The organism is Synechococcus sp. A15-44, assembly GCF_014280115.1.
In the GTDB taxonomy this organism is placed as follows: Bacteria; Cyanobacteriota; Cyanobacteriia; order PCC-6307; family Cyanobiaceae; genus Parasynechococcus.
Map to the genome: position 1 here is coordinate 2,265,801 of NZ_CP047938.1, position 16,792 is coordinate 2,282,592.

Below are 16,792 nucleotides of genomic sequence, written 5' to 3' on the forward strand. Positions count from 1 at the left end.
CCTCAGGGACGACGGCCGCGGTGAGCCTTGCTGTGCCGATAGGCAGGATCGGTGGCCTCCTCCTGCAGCTGGCGCATCGTCTCAATCGCAAAGCCCCCCAGGCCTCCCGAGCTGATCACCATCAGATAAAAGAGGCGCAAACGGCCCAGCGCGATCTCGGCCGGGCTGTTGTCAATCAGCACCTTGAGGAAATAGGCCACAGCAAGACCAAGACCGGCACCTATGGCCACTGCAATCAACACACGCATGCCACTGAAGGGCTTGCGCTGATTCACCTCAGAGTTCAACTCAACCATCAGCTCGGTTGCGGGGTGGGGGTAGGACCGTCCTCAGGAGGCTTGGCATCGGCCTCGCCCAGCAACGTCTTCATCACCACGTAGAAGACAGGCACCACAAGGGTGGAGAGGAAGGTAGCCACCAACAGACCACCGAACACCACCAGACCCAGGGACGACTGACTCTGGGCACCCGCACCACTGGCCAGCATCAGCGGCAGGAAGCCGGTGAGGGAGGAGATCGCCGTCATCAGAATCGGCCGCAAACGCGACTTGGCGGAGAACTTGGCGGCCTCAAGGGCCGACTCCCCTTCGCCCATCTTCTGGTTGGCCAGGTCGACGATCAGAATCGCGTTGCCGCCCGCCAGACCGATCAGCATCACAAGACCCACCTGGGCGTAGATGTTGAGCACCTGACCGGCCGCCCCAAGGAACACCAGGGCGCCAAGCAGGGCCGTTGGCACCGTCAACAGGATGATGATCGGATCGGTGTAGCTCTCGTACTGAGCCGACAGCACCAGGAACACCGCCAAGATGCCAAGGGCAAAGATCACCACCGCCAGGGATCCAGCTTTCACTTCTTCGCGGGAGATACCGGTCCAGTCGAAACCAAGACCCTGGTAACTACCAGCGTTGAAGATCTGCTTCATCGCCCCGATTGCCTGTCCTGAGCTGTTGCCCTCCTTGGGAGTGCCCTCGATCTTGATCGAGCGGTAAAGGTTGAAGTGAGGGATGACGCTGGGGCCCACCGTTTGCCTCACGGTGAAGAATTCCGAGAGGGGAATCTGTTCACCCTTGGCATTGGCCACATAAATGGCTGACAGCCGCTGTGGGGTGGCCCGGCTCACCTCATCGGCCTGCACATAAACCCTGCGCACCTTGCCCTCCTGGAAGGTGTCGTTGACGTAAGCACCACCGAAGTTGACGCTGAAGGCCGACATGGCTGAGCCGAAATCAACCCCGAGCGATGCCATCTGCTCCCGGTCGACATCGATCTTGTACTGAGGCGCCTGGGGCGAGAACAGCGAATACACCCGATTGAGGATGGGATCGCTGTTGCCGGCCTGCATGATCTGCTGGGCCGTGCCGAAGAACTCATTCAGCGAATAGACACCGCTGCTCTGATCCAGCAGTTGGAACTCAAAACCACCACCGGTGCCGTAGCCGGGAATCGACGGGGGCTCAACCACGAAGACCCGACCGGCATCAATGGCGCCGTACATCTTGGCGTTGAGACGCTTCACCACAGCACCCACCGTGTGGTCCTTGCCGGGACGTTCGTCCCAGTGCTTCATGCCGATGAAGAACAGGCCCTTGTTGGGCGCGTTGCCATCAAGGCTGGCACCGCTGAACAGGGCCGCTGATGCGATGTCCTCCTCCGAGCGCAACACCTCAGCCACCTGACGGTTGATCGCCAGGGTTTTCTCGTTGGAGACGCCGTCAGGAGCCTGCACGAAACCAATGGCATAGCCCTGGTCTTCGATCGGCACGAATCCACCGGGAATTCTGGTGAAGGCGAATCCCGTCAGCAGAATGCCGGCCGCCAGGGCCGCCATCACGATTGGACGGGCTTTGAGCACGGCGTCGAGGATCGACGCGTAGCGCTTCTCAAAGCCGCCATACAAACGGTTGAAGTTGGTGAAGATCACCGGAGTGAAGAAGCCAACACCACCTCCGATGGCGGTGAACAACACCACCGGGATCGGATTGGAAACGATCACGCCTGTGGTGATCACACCCACCGCAGCACCACCGGCGGTGAAGGGTAGACGCAAGGGCAGGCCAGTGATCTTGCCGGCGATGAAGCCGATCACTGCGCCGATCACAGTTGGAATCAACGCTGCTGCGGCTCCATTGCCGGCACTGAGCAGGCCATAGATGAAACCAAGCACCACACCGGCGGTGGCGTACTGGTTGCGGCTGAGCTCCTTGGTCTCGCGAGACAACAGCAGGGCCGAGAGCATCGGCGAGAAGGTGAGGGCGTTGAAGGTGGAGATGCCGATCGAGAAAAGAATCGTGGCGGCGAACTGCTTGTAAATCGTTCCGGTGGCTCCCGGGAAGAACAGCACCGGCAGGAACACCGCCATCTTCACCAGGGAGGTGGCGATCACAGCGCCGAACAACTCGTCCATGGTTTCCATGGCCGCCTGCACCGACGTCATCCCCTCCGCCTTCTTGGCGGAGGTGTCTTCCACCACCGTGATGGCGTCGTCCACCACCAGACCGGTGGCCAGCACAAGACCGAACAGGGTGAGCTGGTTGAGCGAGAAACCGAAGGCCAGCACCAGGGCGAAGGTGCCGATCAAGGCCACCGGAATCGCAATGGCCGGAACCAACGTGGCTTTCCAGTTCTGTAGGAACAGGAAGAGGATCAGCACCACCAGAATCACTGCGTCCCGAAGGGAGTTGGTCACCCCTTTGATCGACTGGTTGATGAAGTCGGTGGTGTCGTAAATCTTCTGGACCCCGAGGCCCACCGGCAGGGTTTGCTCGAACTCATTCAGCACCTCCTTGACGCCATTGGAGACCTCGATGGCATTACTTCCGGAGAGCTGGTAGATCGCGATGCCGACCGATGGTGTGCCTTTGAGATCCATGGCATCAATGCCGTAGGTCTCACCACCGAGCTCAACGCGGCCCACATCCTTGAGCCGCACCAAGCCACCGGCATCAGTGGTTCTGAGAATGATCTTCTCGAACTCCTGGGTGCTGGTCAGACGACCCTGCAGCTGCACCGTGAAGGTGTATTCCTGACCCTCAGGGGCAGGGGCGCCGCCGATCTTGCCGGCAGGCACCAGACGGTTCTGACTGCGCAGCTGATTGACCACATCGGTGGCCGTGAGGTTGTTGGCGGTCAGCTTCTCGGGATCCAGCCAGAGGCGGAAGGCGATCTTGCGGTTACCGAAGTAGGTGACATCGCCGACGCCCTTCACCCGTTTGACGTTGTCGGTGAGGTTCTTGTCGAGATAACCGCTGATCGTCTCCACCGAGTATTCGGTTTTGGCGGGGTCTTCGTTGACGAAGTTGTAAACGAGCAGGATCGAGTTGGAGGCCTTGTTCACCGTCACACCCGACTTACGCACCTCCTCCGGCAGCTGAGGTTCCGCCAGGGAAACGCGGTTCTGCACGTTCACCTGGTTGATGTTGCCGTCGGTGCCACTGTCGAACGACACCGAGATCGAGCTCACACCATCCGACGAGCTGTTGGAGGTGATGAAGTCCATGTTCTCCACCCCGTTGATCTGCTGCTCGAGCACGGAGGTGACCCCCTGCTCAACGGCAACGGCGTCAGCGCCCACGTAGGTGGCCTGCACCTTCACCGTTGGAGGTGCAATGTCGGGAAGGTTTTCAATCGGAAGGATCGGAATCGCGATCAAACCAACGATCACGATCAGCAGGCTGCAGACCGTGCTGAGAACCGGCCGGGTGATGAAGTTATTGGAAGCAGACATCGATCAACCTCAATTCGCCTGGGCGGGCTGCACCTGAACGGGCATGCCGTGTTTCAGGTTGAGCAGATTGGTGGTGGCCACCATCTGATTGGCTTCGAGGCCTTTGGTGATCGGATACAGCTGGTTCTCCAATTCGCCCACCGTGACCGGCGTCTGCAGGGCGAACTTGGCATCTGCTGGCAATTTGCCAGCCTTGATTCCCTTCTCCAGCTTCTCGAGATCAGCCTTGCCCGGATTTTCTTTGAGCTCCTCAAAGCTGCCGAGGCGGAAGACGAAGCTCTGACCCGAGGTCTGAGTGACTGCGGCGAAGGGAACGGCCAGTTGTTGTTCAGCCTTGATCTGCACCCGCGTGCGCAGACGCTGGCCATCCATCAGTTGACCATCGGTGTTCTGGAAGACCGCCTTCACCAACAATCCCTGGGTCTGCTTGTTGATCCGGGGATCAATCGAGCCGACTTGCCCGGTAGCGATCACATCCTCACTGCCTGGAGCACTGAGCAACACCGGCTGCCCCAGGGCCAGACGCGTTGAGAACACCGCCGGCACCTCCACACGGGCCTCCAGTTCGTTGTTCTGCACCAGGCTGGTGAACACCTGGCCCTGCCGAATCACATCGCCCACCTTCACATTCACGTCAGCGACCGTGCCGGCAGAAGGTGAGGTGAGATTGCTGTAGTCCAGCTCCGCCTTGGCGGAGATGTATTGGGTGCGGTAGCGATCCAATTCCTTCTGTGACGCAGCTCCGGTCTCGGCCAGGTAGACGTAACGCTCGTAATTGGCTTTGGCGGTGTCAGCTTTGGCTTTTTTCTCAACCTGATCGAGCACCACCAACAGCTGACCGGGCGCAACTTCATCACCCTGGCTGATCTTGAGTTGCTCAATTCGACCCCCGGATTGAGCAGCGAGCTCGACCAGGTTGCTGGCCTCCAAGGTGCTGACTGTGTCGACACCCTCAGTGAATTCAGCCAACTGGGTGGAGACGGCCTGCACCTTCGGCGGCGGCGGCTTCGGTGCTTCGCTCTTGCAGGAACTGACCGTGATCAGAGCCGCGAGGGTGAGCAGGAGTCGCTGCGGATGACGCACGGCAAAAAGGCTTTTGCGGGATTATGCAGTGTTCGTGAAAGCCTTGCCGCGAAGGTTGGCAAGTCTGAAAGCAGGCACGCCTAAAAACGTTCGATTCGGACCAGCTCCAGCGCCACGTCGCCAGGTCAGGGACACTGGGTCAACGCCAATTGTTCGTTGAGCCAGGACCTCTTCGCTTTTCACGGTGAGCAGCAACGGCGGCGGCTGGCCCCCCTGGCCGATCGCATGCGCCCGCGAACGCTGGAGGAATTTGAAGGGCAGAGCGGGATCCTGGCCGACGGACGGCTCCTGCGCCGTGCCATCAAGGCCGATCGGGTCGGCAACTTGATCCTGCATGGCCCACCCGGGGTCGGCAAAACCACCCTCGCGCGGATCATTGCCAACCACACCCGCGCTCATTTCAGCAGCCTCAATGCCGTACTGGCGGGCGTGAAGGATCTACGAATCGAAGTGGATGCTGCACGCCAACGCCTTGAACGGCATGGCTTGCGCACGATCCTGTTCATCGACGAGGTGCACCGCTTCAACAGCGCTCAGCAGGATGCGCTGTTGCCTTGGGTGGAAAACGGCACCGTCACCCTGATCGGTGCCACCACAGAAAACCCCTACTTCGAAGTCAACAAGGCGCTGGTCAGCCGCTCACGGCTCTTTCGTTTACTGCCACTGGAGCCGGAGGATTTGCAACGGCTGCTGCAACGCGCCCTTGCAGACGACGAGCGGGGCTACGGCGACCGCGCCATCGCCATCAGCAGGGATGCCGCCAACCACCTCGTTGATGTGGCGGGAGGAGACGCCCGCAGCCTGCTCAATGCCCTTGAGCTGGCGGTGGAGAGTTCGGAGCCCGATGGCGACGGCGTGATTCAGATCAACCTGGCCATCGCCGAGGAATCCATCCAGCAACGGGCTGTGCTCTACGACAAGCACGGCGATGCCCACTACGACACAATCAGCGCCTTCATCAAATCGCTGCGGGGCTCCGATGCCGATGCGGCGCTGTTCTGGCTGGCGCGGATGGTGGAAGCCGGTGAGAACCCCCGCTTCATTTTTCGGCGCATGCTGATTGCCGCGGGGGAAGACATCGGCCTCGCCGACCCGCAGGCCATCGTTGTGGTTGAAGCCTGTGCCGCGGCCTTCGAACGGGTGGGGCTGCCCGAGGGCCTCTATCCCTTGGCCCAGGCCGCGTTGTACCTGGCGGGCACCGAAAAGAGCAACAGCGTTCTGGGCTTCTTTGATGCCCTCAAAACCGTGCGCGATGCGCAAAAACAGGACGTGCCCGGGCATTTGCGCGATGCCAACCGGGATGGAGCCGCCTTCGGCGATGGTGTGGGCTACCGCTACCCCCATGCCTACGCCGAACACTGGGTGGAGCAGCAATACCTCCCCACACCCCTGCAAGGCGAGGTGTTCTGGCAGCCCGGCCAGCTCGGTTGGGAAGGCGAACGGCGCGAGCGGATGGCCGAACGCCGGGCGGCCCAACTCGCCGCAGCCGCAGAACTGGCGGCCGACCAGCCCTTGCTGCTCAGCAGCGGACCCGATCGTCCCGGCGTAGACCGATGGGTGCAGCGCCAACTGGGGCAGGAAGGAGAACGGCTGCAGCGCCTGCGCGAGCGACTCTGGCGAGAGATCCCCTGGACCCGTCGAGATCGAGTGCTGCTGCTGGGGATGCGCTCGCTGATCTGGGCCCTCGATCCATTGAGGGCCGCCCCGGAAGGAGGCGTCACCGTGCTTTGCGACAACGAAGCCGACCGGCGCCGGCTGGCAGCACAGATGGATCTGCTCGAGCCGGAGCATCGGCCAGAGCTGCTGACCGGCAACCTCGACGCACTGCCCGCACTCCAGGCCTTCGATTGGATCGCAGGACGCCTCGCCGCTGCCGACCTGCAAGGGAAGAACTGGACAGGACTGCTGGAGGCCATCAACCAACATTCCGAGCCGACAACAGGCTTACGGCTGCTGGTCAGCCGCGCCGAACTGGGGCCCGCTGGTGCATTGCGACAAGACGGCGATCCCAAAGAGCTGTTCAGCGATCTTGTGGCTCAGGAACAGCAGTGGCTTGAGCGGCAGCAGCGGCCGGAGGAATTATTGAAGAACGCCGGCTGGCAGCTCCGTTGTGAGGAGTGGCTGGAACATCTCACGCTTCCAGGGGGCACGGAACTGGCTGAGCGATGGCTGACCGAAGGTTCGCCCTACCGGCAGGCCATGGGGGAGATCAGCACGGACGTGATGAAGGAATTGCGCCGGTCACTGAACAGCCTTGGAGAGGGTGGTTTACGACTGCCAATGCGCCATCAATTGATCATTGGCGAGCGAAACACGCCATAAAAAAGCCCCGGCCGTAGCCGGGGCTGAGGCGCAGAGCTCAGGAGCTGATCACCAGAGGGGACGGGCGGGAGCGACGCGAGGTGCGGGCTCGGGCAGCGCGGAGTTGGCCTGAACGCAGGCGGGCAGGAACACGTACCAGGACAACAGGGAGGTGCACTGGGCGTCGCCTTCACACTTGTCGGGAGCACAGACGTTCTGGATGCCGTCGTAGGTGCCGCAGGTATCAGCCAGGCGGAAGTCCACGGGCAGCTCGGCCATGATGCCGGCGGAAGAGATTTCACCGTCGATGGAGTCGGCGATGATCGCGGAACGCAAGGCCACCACAGAGGTGGACTTCATCTTCCAGTAAGGGAAGTAGGAGCGGGTCTGGTCCTTCAGGAACTTGACGCCGTCGTCGGAGTACAGGAAGCGGTGCACGCCGATGATGTCAACGGCGTAGGTCTTGGTCATGCCTTCCTGGATCTCTTCAGCGGTCCAGCCGGAGTTGTTGATGCCTTCCAGCAGGGCACGATCGGTGATGTCACCGGTGCTGAGGAAGGTTTTGAATTCAGAAGAAGTGGTGGTCCACACGGCGCCGCCGGTGTTCCAGCGAACGGGGCGGGAGGTGCCTGCTTCAGCAGGAACGGCCAGAGCGGCGAGGGATGCACCAGCCAGCAGGCCAGCAGCGAGACGAGAAAACACGGGACGAAAATAAGCACGTCAATAAAAAATTAGCCCCCTCAATAAGGAACGCCGACATCACTCAATTGCTTAAGAATTGGGAAACATTGGGAGAACTAGCTTCCGACAAAAGAGACGCGTGAGACTCGACAATTCAACTCGATCTGGACCAGCTCGAAACAAAAAACCAGGGAGTTTTAACCGAACTGGGCCACCTACAAAGCATGGATAGGCTGAAAAGCATCTCGCCGGGGAGGGCCACCTGAAACCCAGCACTTGAGATCAGTTCGTCCTAACGAGGAATCAAAAGCAGAACGCTCTGATCACTTCAAAGAGATGCGTTGCCAGCCATCTGGGCAATGGCCGGTCTCGGCCTGGCCTGCTGATTTCCGATCACCTCGGCAGTGGTGCATCCGCAGCCGACCACGGGAGCGCTCCACCTCCGCCAGATAGGCCTCTGTGCCGTGATGGGGATCAAGCCACAGCCGGGTCCGAACAGCATCGCGATTCACCGTTGCCTGGAACTGCGACCCGGACGACAGGCCCAAATCCTGAAGCGAGCCTGCGAATTCACCCCAGTAATGGCGCGTCATCTGCGCAAGGGCGAACTCTTTCAGCAGGGTTTCGGCCTCGCTGCGTTGATGCAGGGTGACCTCGCGCTGCATCAGCCGCCGGCTGAGATTCGCCTGCGATGACTGAGGAACAGCGTGATCCAACGAGAAACCATCTCGCGGAGCAACAAGTGCGCTCAAGCCCATGACCAAAAGGCCGAGAGCCGCCAGGGAGCGTGCGATTTGCTCGACCTGGATCCGCAACGCCATACCCCAACAGCTGCTGGTTGATTGCAACGTAGGCCGCACGGACAGTCTTGTCCTGAGGGCCGTACGCTGCCGCTACTGACCAAACCCTTTTCGTGAGCCTGCAAATCGGCGACGCCGCCCCCGACTTCACCCTTCCCGATCAAAACGGTGATTCCATCAGCCTCGCTTCACTGCGCGGAAAGAAGGTTGTTCTGTACTTCTATCCCAAGGACGACACCCCGGGCTGCACCAAAGAAGCCTGCAACTTCCGCGATCGCTGGGAGCAACTGAAAGCCAACAACATCACCGTTCTGGGCATCAGCAAGGACGGAGCCACATCCCACAACAAATTCATCAACAAGCACGAACTTCCCTTCACCCTGCTCACCGATGAGGAGCCCTGTGCTGTGGCCAGCCTCTATGAAAGCTATGGGCTGAAGAAGTTCATGGGGCGCGAATACATGGGCATGATGCGCCACACCTTCCTGATCGATGAAGAAGGAAAACTCGAGCGTATTTATCTCAAAGTTAAAGCGGCCACCATGGCCGACACGCTGATCAGCGATCTCGGGCTGAGCTGAGCCCAGCACCAAGGCTCAGCAGTGCTTGCAATTGAAGATCACCCTCCAGCTGCAACAAATCAGTTGCACCGGACCAGTGTTTCTTCAACAGGGCAGCGTCACCACCGCAGATCCACAGCAAGCCTTGGGCATGCTGCTGAGCCGCCGCAATGGAGGCCAACATCGCCTCAAGCACACCGCGCTGCATGGCGGCCACGGTTTGTGTTGGGAAAACCTCTTGCAGAGCGGCGTTGTCGAGGTCATCAGGGGTTGATGGCAAGCCAAGAGTTCCCTCGGCCATGGCCTGGAGCTGGAGCCGATAGCCCGGGATCAGCTGGCCGCCTCCAAAACAACCGTCCGCCGTTACCCGGGTGAGGCTCAACACGGTGCCGGCATCCACCAACAGCAAGCCCCTGGAACAGTCGAGCTGTTGCTCCTGACTGCAGCGCCAGGCCATCCAAGCCCCGAGAGCTCGGTCCACCCCCAACCAAGGAGGAGCCTTGGGCAAGGGCACATCCTCCAAACAAATGCGCAGATCCTGATAGGCCATGAGCGACTCGGGGACCGGCCCCACCGCCGCCCAGACCGGAGGCTCAGTCCCGATGCGACCAGGGTCGGGAGGACCGTGCTCAATGCGGACAGTGTTGCCCTGCCGCTGCGCCCAATGCCAACGGCTGTTGCCGATCAGCAGGGCGCGGCCGACGTCCCGTGCAGACCCCGTCACTCAGATGCCTTCACCCATCAGCCCTTCGTTGGCCTCCTGGGGCACATGAATTCCACATTCCTGCTTCAACCCACCGAAGCGGGTGTCGCGGCCACTCAGATCTCCCACATCAGGGCCACTGGAATGCCAGTCACCAACGGTGGAATAGCCCTGCTCGAACAACGGATGCTGGGGGAGATTGTTGGATTGCATGTAGTAGTAGACATCCCGCTGCGTCCACTCGAGCAAAGGCCTGAGAGACCAACGCTCCCGAATCGGATCCAACGCGGTCATCGAGCGGCGGTGATCGGTCTGGCCACGCCGCACGCCGCTAGCCCAGCAGCGCGTCTCCAGGTCGTTGAGGACTCGCTCCAGGGGTTCAACTTTGCGGATCCGGTGATAAGTCTCCAGATCGTCCACATGACCGGATTCCCAAAGCCGCCCGTGCAGGGCCTCCATTCGAGCCGGAGACATCTCGCTCTGACTCACCACCAGACGAATCCTGAGCTGCTGGGTGAGTTGATCGGCGTAGGCGTAGGTCTCGGGAGGCAGATAACCGGTATCGATCCAGATCACCGGCACAGCATCACCGCCGGGGAGGGAGCTAAGCATGTGCAGCAGCACCGCCGATTGAATTCCGAAACTCGTCGTGAGGGCAAAGTGCTCACCGAACTGATCCAGTCCCCAGGCCAGACGCTGCTGCGGCTCCATCGACTCCAGCAGCTTGCGCCCTTCGAGCAACTCGTTTTGCACCGCCATGGGCACCATTGCGTCGGTAGCCTCCGTCATCAAGACATCCTCCCCTGTCATGGGACCGGGCGTGCTTCCTATCGTCTGAAGATCAGCAGACCCTTTCATGCGTTCACCCTCGTCCCCGTCGGATGCCGCGGTGATCGTTGGCGGTGGATTCGGAGGACTGTTCACTGCACTCGCACTCCAGCGACGACAGCCCAGCTGCCCCATCGTTCTGATCGAACCGCGGGATCACTTCCTCTTCCAACCGCTGCTGTACGAACTGCTCAGCGATGAACTTCAAAGCTGGGAGGTGGCACCTCGCTATGCCCAACTGCTGAACAACGGCATCTGCTGGATCCAAGACAGCGTTGCTGGCGTCGATCAAACCAGCCAAAGCATCGAACTGGCCTCAGGAGACCGCTTGGGATGGTCACAACTGGTGCTGGCGACGGGCTCGAAAGCCAATGATTTCGGCATTCCAGGCGTCAAGGAACACAGCTCCGGCTTCCGTGACCTCAGCGATGTGAGCCGCCTCAAGCAATGGCTCAACACCCTGCACCAGCAACGGGGTGAAACGGCCGGGCTGATCATTGTTGGCGCGGGACCCACCGGCGTGGAACTGGCCTGCAAGCTGGCGGATCTGATCGACGGTGCCGCCAGCGTTCGCCTGGTGGAGATGGGCGATGAAATCCTTCCCGGCAGCACAGCGTTCAATCGCGAGCGGGCCCAGGCAGCACTGGAACGCAAAGGTGTGGCGGTCCAGCTGAACACCAGCGTGCGAGAGGTGACCTCCAGCACTGCTGTTCTTGCCGACGGTGCTGTTCTGCCTCACGCAGGACTGATCTGGACCGCAGGAAGCAGTCCCACCATCCCCGCCATCTCACCCACACCTGTGCTGGAACGGGGGCGCCTGGCCGTTGACGACGACCTGCGCCTGGTGGGCAGCGACAACATCTTTGCTCTGGGGGACCTCTCCGCCCGGCCAGGCAGCCCATGGCCCGCCAGCGCCCAGGTGGCGATGCAACAGGGCGATGCCACTGCCGCAGCCATCGCGCAGCTGCGGATGGAGCAAGAGCCACAACCCTTCCAGTTCGAGGACCGCGGCGAAATGCTCAGCCTTGGTGTCGGTGAGGCCACCCTCACCGGCATGGGACTCACCCTGGCTGGCCCCTTGGCCTTCCAGCTGCGACGAGCCACCTATCTCACTCGCCTGCCAGGCCTCTCTCTGGGTCTGCGCTCAGCAGGCGCCTGGTTGTTGAACCGTTGAAGCAATCCCACCTCGGCGGGCGTTGCCGTGGTCTGCGCCCCAGCCAGCAACGCCAGCTGGACCGCTTGAGCCATCGCCGTCATCCCGAAGACTGCGGCGCCGATCTGCTGAGCCTCGAACGCTTGGCCCACCTGGTGCTGGATCTGGAGATGGCATTGCACCTGGTGCTGGACGGCCGTGGCCTCTGCCGCCTGCTCTGGCTGGGGCCTCTCACCGGCAGCGATTCGCTGTTGCAGCACCTACCGGCGACGCCGCGGCGGAGCAGCGGGGGATGGCGACTGATCAGCTGCCCCTTCGCCCGCAAAGGGCTGCACTCAGATCCCCGCGACGCCGTGGTCGCCCTCGACATCGCCCCTCGACACTGGCTGCGCTTTGCACCGTGCCCAGCCGCGGATGGAGCTCGCCCTGCCGAGCTGTTGATCCCGGACCCGACGCAAGCCAATGGCTGGAGGGAGTTTGAACAGGGGGACCTGCGGGACCTTTGCACCCTCACACCGGACGAACCCCATCACCAAAGCATCAACGCCGCGGCCGGAGACGAGCGGGTGCTTCTGCTCACCCTCACCAGCGGTGATCAGCAGCGCGACCAGCGGGATCTGGCCGAGCTGGAAGGCCTGGTGCGCAGTGCCGGTGCCGAGCCAGTGGCCCGGACCAGCCAGCGCCGTGGCCAAACCAATCCCCAGACGCTCTGGGGTTCCGGAAAACTGCAGGAAGCTGCCCTCGAGATCCGCCGCTGCCAGGCCTCCCTTGTCATTACCGACAGGGAGCTCACCCCCGTGCAGGCCCGCAATCTGGAACGGCTGCTCAGCTGCCCGGTCTCCGACCGCAGTGAGCTGATCCTCGACATCTTTGCCCAGCGGGCCGGCAGTGCTGCAGGGCGACTTCAGGTGGAACTGGCTCAGCTGCGCTACCGGCTGCCGCGCCTGCTGGGACGGGGCAGCAGCCTGTCGCGACAGGGCGGCGGCATCGGCACGCGCGGCCCGGGGGAAACACAACTGGAAAAGGACCGTCGGGCCATCAGCCGACGCATCGAACGGCTGCTGCGGGATCAACGCCAACTGCAATCCCACCGCAGCCGCTTGCGGGATCAGCGGCGTGGTCTGCCGCGGGTGGCGCTTGTGGGTTACACCAACGCGGGCAAATCCAGCCTGCTCAATGCCTTGTGCGGCAAACGGGCCAGTGATCGCGTCCTGGCGGAGAACAAACTGTTCGCAACCCTGGACCCCACCACCCGAAAACTCGACCTGCCCTGCCCTGGGGCACGCCCCGAACGGTTGCTGCTCACTGACACGGTGGGCTTCATCCGCGATCTCCCCGCCCCATTGGTGGAAGCCTTCCGCGCCACGCTGGAGGAGGCGCTGGATGCCGATGTGCTGCTGTTGGTGGTCGACCTTGCGGACCCCGACTGGCAAGGCCACCTGGACACCGTGCATCGCCTACTCGATGAGCTCAGCAGCACCGCTCTGCGCCGGGTGATCGCCAATCAGATCGACCGTTGTGAGGCGTCTGAGATCGAGATGATTCATCAGCGGGAACCCGATGCCCTGTTTCTCTCAGCGGTGCGGGGGGATGGGCTGCAGGGCCTCAAGCAATGGCTGCGCGAGCAATTTTTTGATCCCGGGTCAGAATCGCCGCAATTAAGAACCGGCGACTCGCCGCCATGGCCGAGCTGAGCAGCGCTCTTCAGAATCCTCAGGCGTTGATCACCATGGCCGTGCTGGGGCTGGCGGTGGTGCTGTTCATCACTGGAGTCATTGCCCCGGAGCTCACGGGCCTGCTGAGCCTGAGCCTGCTGATCGCCACCGGGGTGCTCAATCCCCAGGAGGCTTTGGCGGGGTTCGGGAGTCCGGCACTGATCACCCTGCTGGGCCTGTTCCCGGTCTCCGCTGCACTGTTCAAAAGCGGTGCCCTGGATCGCCTCAGGGCTTTGATCGCCTCGGAGCGGATCCGCTCCTCGCGCCGTCTGATCGCCCTGATGGCCTTCGTGATCGCCCCCGTATCGGGGGTTGTTCCCAACACACCCGTGGTGGCATCGCTGCTGCCCGTGGTCGAGGGCTGGTGCCAAAGGCGCGGCATTTCGCCATCCCGGGTGCTGTTGCCCTTGTCCTTTTCAACGGTTCTGGGGGGCACCCTGACCCTGCTGGGCAGCTCGGTGAACCTTTTGGTGAGCGACATCAGCCAACAACTGGGCTATGGCTCCCTTGATCTGTTCAGCTTCACCCTGATCAGCCTGCCGGTCTGGCTGGCTGGGGCCATTTACCTGGTGATGGCTCCCCGCGTCCTATTACCGGACCGTGGTGCCAGCAGTGACGACCTCGGAGGCAACCCCAGGGACAGCAGCTACTGCACGGAAGTACGCATCCCTTCAAACTCTGAATTGGTGGGCCGCTCTCTCCGGAACAGTCGACTGCAACGTCGCTTTGATGTTGACGTGCTGGAGCTGCAGCGTGGAGGGGAACGGCTGCTCCCCCCCCTGGCGGACCGTCGGCTTGAGGCTGGCGATCATCTGCTCTTGCGTGTCACCCGCCCAGATCTGCTGCGTCTCCAGCAAGATCACACGGTTCAACTCACCACCCAGGGCCAGAACGCGGGTTTCAGCTTGAACAGCGAAGAGGCCAGCGGTCAGAAAACCGTGGAGGTGTTGTTGCCGGCTGGCTCCACCCTGGCCGGCGCCAGCCTGCGGGAATTGCGGTTCCGGCAACGCCACAACGCCACGGTTCTCGCCCTTCGCCGCGGCCAGGAAACGGTCCAGGAACGCCTGGGCCAGGTGATCCTGCGAGAGGGCGATGTGCTCCTGCTGCAGGCACCGATCGATTCCATCCGCGGCCTGCAAGCCAGCAACGATCTTCTAGTGCTGGATCGGCTTGAGGATGATCTCCCCACAGTGCGGCGCAAGCCCGTGGCCATCAGCATCGCGATCGCCATGCTGGTGCTGCCAAGCCTGACCCCCATCCCCCTGGTAGCGGCGGTGCTCCTTGCCACGGTGAGCGTGGTCGCCACCGGCTGCCTTCGCCTTGGTGAACTGCAGCGTTCGATCCGGCTGGACGTGATTCTGTTGCTGGGATCCCTCACCAGTTTCAGCGTTGCCATGCAGAGCACAGGCCTCGCCGATGCCCTCGCCCTGGTGCTCCAGCAGGGGCTGGCGGGCTGGCCGAGCTATGCCGCTTTGATGGTGGTCTTCATCGGCACCACGCTGCTCACCCAGGTGATGAGCAATGCCGCCTCGGTGGCCCTGCTGGCGCCTGTCGCGGTGCAACTGGCCCCGTCCCTGCAGCTGTCTCCCACCGCCCTGCTGATCACAGTGCTGTTCGGTGCCAGTCAGTCGTTTCTCACCCCAGTGGGATATCAAACCAATCTGATGGTGTTTGGTCCAGGCCGTTATCGCTTTCTCGACGTCACCCGCTACGGAATTGGCCTGACGCTGATCATGACCATCCTCGTGCCGGCCTTGATCCTCTGGCATTACGGCGGATCCTGAACAACACTGGTCAGATCTCGCGCGCTCCTGTGCCGATCGGAAGGGCCATCGAACGCAGCCAGGGCTGGCATCGTCGGCTCACGGTTCCCCAGTTCACCGTGGTGACTGGATTGCTGGTGGTGCTGATCGGCACACTGCTGCTGGCCACTCCGCTGTGCTCCTCCAGCCGCGTGGGGCTTTGGGAAGCTCTGTTCACGGCCACATCAGCCATCACCGTGACGGGCCTGTCGATCATCGACATCGGCACCGATCTCACGACCTTTGGCCAGGTGGTGCTGGCCCTGATGATCCTGGCGGGGGGCCTTGGCTTGATGGCCATCACCACGTTTCTCCAGGGCTTTGTGGTGCAGGGAACAGCCCTGCGCCGCCGACTGGATCGGGGTCAGGCCCTGGATGAATTCGGCGTTGGCGGCGTCGGGCGCACGTTTCGTGGCATTGCCCTGACGGCGACGCTGGTGATCCTTGTGGGGGCTGTGATCCTGTATCACTTCGGCTTCGATGACATCCCCAACCAGGGCGAACGCCTCTGGGCTGCGGTGTTTCACAGCATCTCGGCCTACAACAACGCTGGATTCGGACTCTGGAGCGACAGCCTCGAGCGCTACCGCAGCAATGGGGTTGTGAATGCCGTGGTGATGCTGCTGATCGTGGCCGGCGGCCTGGGGTGGCGGGTCACCAGCGATCTGACCACGCAACTGCTGCGCAGACGGCGAAGCCGGCGGCGGCTGAGCCTACACTCCCGCCTGGTGCTGCGCACCACCCTGCTCTTAATCGTCTTCGGGGCAGGGGGGCTGGCCCTGACGGAATGGTTGAACCAGGGGGAGATCTTCGCGGGCATGCCCTGGTCTGAACGCTGGCTCACAGCCCTGTTCAAATCCGTCACGGCACGCACAGCCGGCTTCAGCACCCTTCCGCTCTCGCTCGACACCGTCACCGAATCGAGCCTGCTGTTGCTGATGGTGCTGATGTTCATCGGGGCCAGCCCAGGCGGCACAGGTGGCGGGATCAAAACCACCACCGTGGCCGCCTTGATGGCGGCCACCCGCTCCACCCTGCGGGGCCGGGAGGTGGTGGTGATCCGCAACAGAAGCATCAGCGACAAGGTCGTGCTGAGGGCCGTGGGCATCACGGTGGGCTCCCTGCTGTTCGTGATGGCCATGGCAATGCTGATCAGCATCGCCAGCAATTTGAACGGGAAGGATTCATTCACCTTTATGGAAATGCTGTTCACCTGCATCTCCGCTTTTGCCACGGTGGGGCTTGATCTGGGAGTCACCGTCGAACTCCCCCGTTTCGGCCAGGCGGTGCTGATGGTGGGAATGTTTGTGGGACGGCTGGGGATCCTGTTGCTGCTGAGTGCGATCTGGGAAGCGATGACGCAGGAACAAATCCAGATGAATCGCCAGAATCGAGTCGGTTACCCCAGCGAGGATCTGTATGTCTGAGCGCGATCAGCG

The 16,792-nt window shown here is 62.0% G+C and carries 13 protein-coding genes; 6 read left to right on the forward strand and 7 right to left on the reverse strand.

Annotated features, from left to right (window positions below; genetic code table 11):
* Positions 1–2: 2 nt before the first annotated feature.
* Genes SynA1544_RS12735 through SynA1544_RS12745 form a run of 3 tightly spaced genes read right to left on the reverse strand, consistent with a single transcriptional unit; the run spans position 3 to position 4,810 of the window.
* Positions 3–296 carry a hypothetical protein gene (locus SynA1544_RS12735; RefSeq protein WP_186514040.1) on the reverse strand — a complete coding sequence of 98 codons (294 nt, stop codon included), beginning with the start codon at positions 294–296 and terminating at the stop codon, positions 3–5.
* Positions 296–3,727 carry an efflux RND transporter permease subunit gene (locus SynA1544_RS12740; RefSeq protein WP_186514041.1) on the reverse strand — a complete coding sequence of 1,144 codons (3,432 nt, stop codon included), beginning with the start codon at positions 3,725–3,727 and terminating at the stop codon, positions 296–298. The genes SynA1544_RS12735 and SynA1544_RS12740 overlap by 1 nt, the downstream gene beginning before the upstream one ends.
* A gap of 9 nt (positions 3,728–3,736) precedes the next feature.
* The gene (locus SynA1544_RS12745; RefSeq protein ID WP_186514042.1) at positions 3,737–4,810 is read right to left on the reverse strand and encodes an efflux RND transporter periplasmic adaptor subunit; all 1,074 of its coding nucleotides are present in this window, start codon (positions 4,808–4,810) and stop codon (positions 3,737–3,739) included.
* Between the two features lie 156 nt (positions 4,811–4,966).
* On the opposite strand from SynA1544_RS12745, the gene SynA1544_RS12750 reads away from it, so the two are divergent.
* Positions 4,967–7,132 (forward strand): AAA family ATPase, encoded by a 2,166-nt coding sequence (locus tag SynA1544_RS12750; protein ID WP_186514043.1) that lies wholly within the window; start codon positions 4,967–4,969, stop codon positions 7,130–7,132.
* 48 nt (positions 7,133–7,180) lie between these two features.
* On the opposite strand, the gene SynA1544_RS12755 is transcribed toward SynA1544_RS12750, so the two are convergent.
* Together SynA1544_RS12755 and SynA1544_RS12760 are read right to left on the reverse strand one after the other, a co-directional pair.
* Positions 7,181–7,813 carry a protein phosphatase gene (locus tag SynA1544_RS12755; RefSeq protein ID WP_186514044.1) on the reverse strand — a complete coding sequence of 211 codons (633 nt, stop codon included), beginning with the start codon at positions 7,811–7,813 and terminating at the stop codon, positions 7,181–7,183.
* Between the two features lie 302 nt (positions 7,814–8,115).
* On the reverse strand, positions 8,116–8,613 hold the full coding sequence (locus SynA1544_RS12760) for a thymidylate synthase (RefSeq protein ID WP_186514045.1): 498 nt from the start codon (positions 8,611–8,613) through the stop codon (positions 8,116–8,118).
* A gap of 92 nt (positions 8,614–8,705) precedes the next feature.
* On the opposite strand from SynA1544_RS12760, the gene bcp reads away from it, so the two are divergent.
* Complete coding sequence (gene bcp / locus SynA1544_RS12765; RefSeq protein ID WP_186514046.1) at positions 8,706–9,173, forward strand: thioredoxin-dependent thiol peroxidase; 468 nt, start codon at positions 8,706–8,708, stop codon at positions 9,171–9,173.
* Here bcp and SynA1544_RS12770 read toward each other — a convergent pair.
* Both SynA1544_RS12770 and SynA1544_RS12775 read right to left on the reverse strand, forming a co-directional pair.
* Positions 9,151–9,876, reverse strand: a complete 726-nt coding sequence (locus tag SynA1544_RS12770) for a type III pantothenate kinase (protein WP_186514047.1) — start codon at positions 9,874–9,876, stop codon at positions 9,151–9,153. The genes bcp and SynA1544_RS12770 overlap by 23 nt on opposite strands.
* On the reverse strand, positions 9,877–10,644 hold the full coding sequence (locus tag SynA1544_RS12775; RefSeq protein ID WP_186514048.1) for a phosphoadenylyl-sulfate reductase: 768 nt from the start codon (positions 10,642–10,644) through the stop codon (positions 9,877–9,879).
* Between the two features lie 67 nt (positions 10,645–10,711).
* Between SynA1544_RS12775 and SynA1544_RS12780 the strand changes: the two genes are divergently transcribed.
* The 4 genes from SynA1544_RS12780 to SynA1544_RS12795 are packed head-to-tail and all read left to right on the forward strand — an operon-like array spanning position 10,712 to position 16,780.
* Positions 10,712–11,857, forward strand: a complete 1,146-nt coding sequence (locus SynA1544_RS12780) for an NAD(P)/FAD-dependent oxidoreductase (RefSeq protein ID WP_186514049.1) — start codon at positions 10,712–10,714, stop codon at positions 11,855–11,857.
* Positions 11,854–13,530 (forward strand): GTPase HflX, encoded by a 1,677-nt coding sequence (hflX, locus tag SynA1544_RS12785; protein ID WP_186514050.1) that lies wholly within the window; start codon positions 11,854–11,856, stop codon positions 13,528–13,530. Before SynA1544_RS12780 ends, hflX begins: the two co-directional genes overlap by 4 nt.
* Positions 13,518–15,335, forward strand: a complete 1,818-nt coding sequence (locus tag SynA1544_RS12790; protein ID WP_186514051.1) for an SLC13 family permease — start codon at positions 13,518–13,520, stop codon at positions 15,333–15,335. The genes hflX and SynA1544_RS12790 overlap by 13 nt, the downstream gene beginning before the upstream one ends.
* 29 nt (positions 15,336–15,364) lie before the next feature.
* Positions 15,365–16,780, forward strand: a complete 1,416-nt coding sequence (locus SynA1544_RS12795; protein ID WP_186514052.1) for a TrkH family potassium uptake protein — start codon at positions 15,365–15,367, stop codon at positions 16,778–16,780.
* Positions 16,781–16,792: the final 12 nt, after the last annotated feature.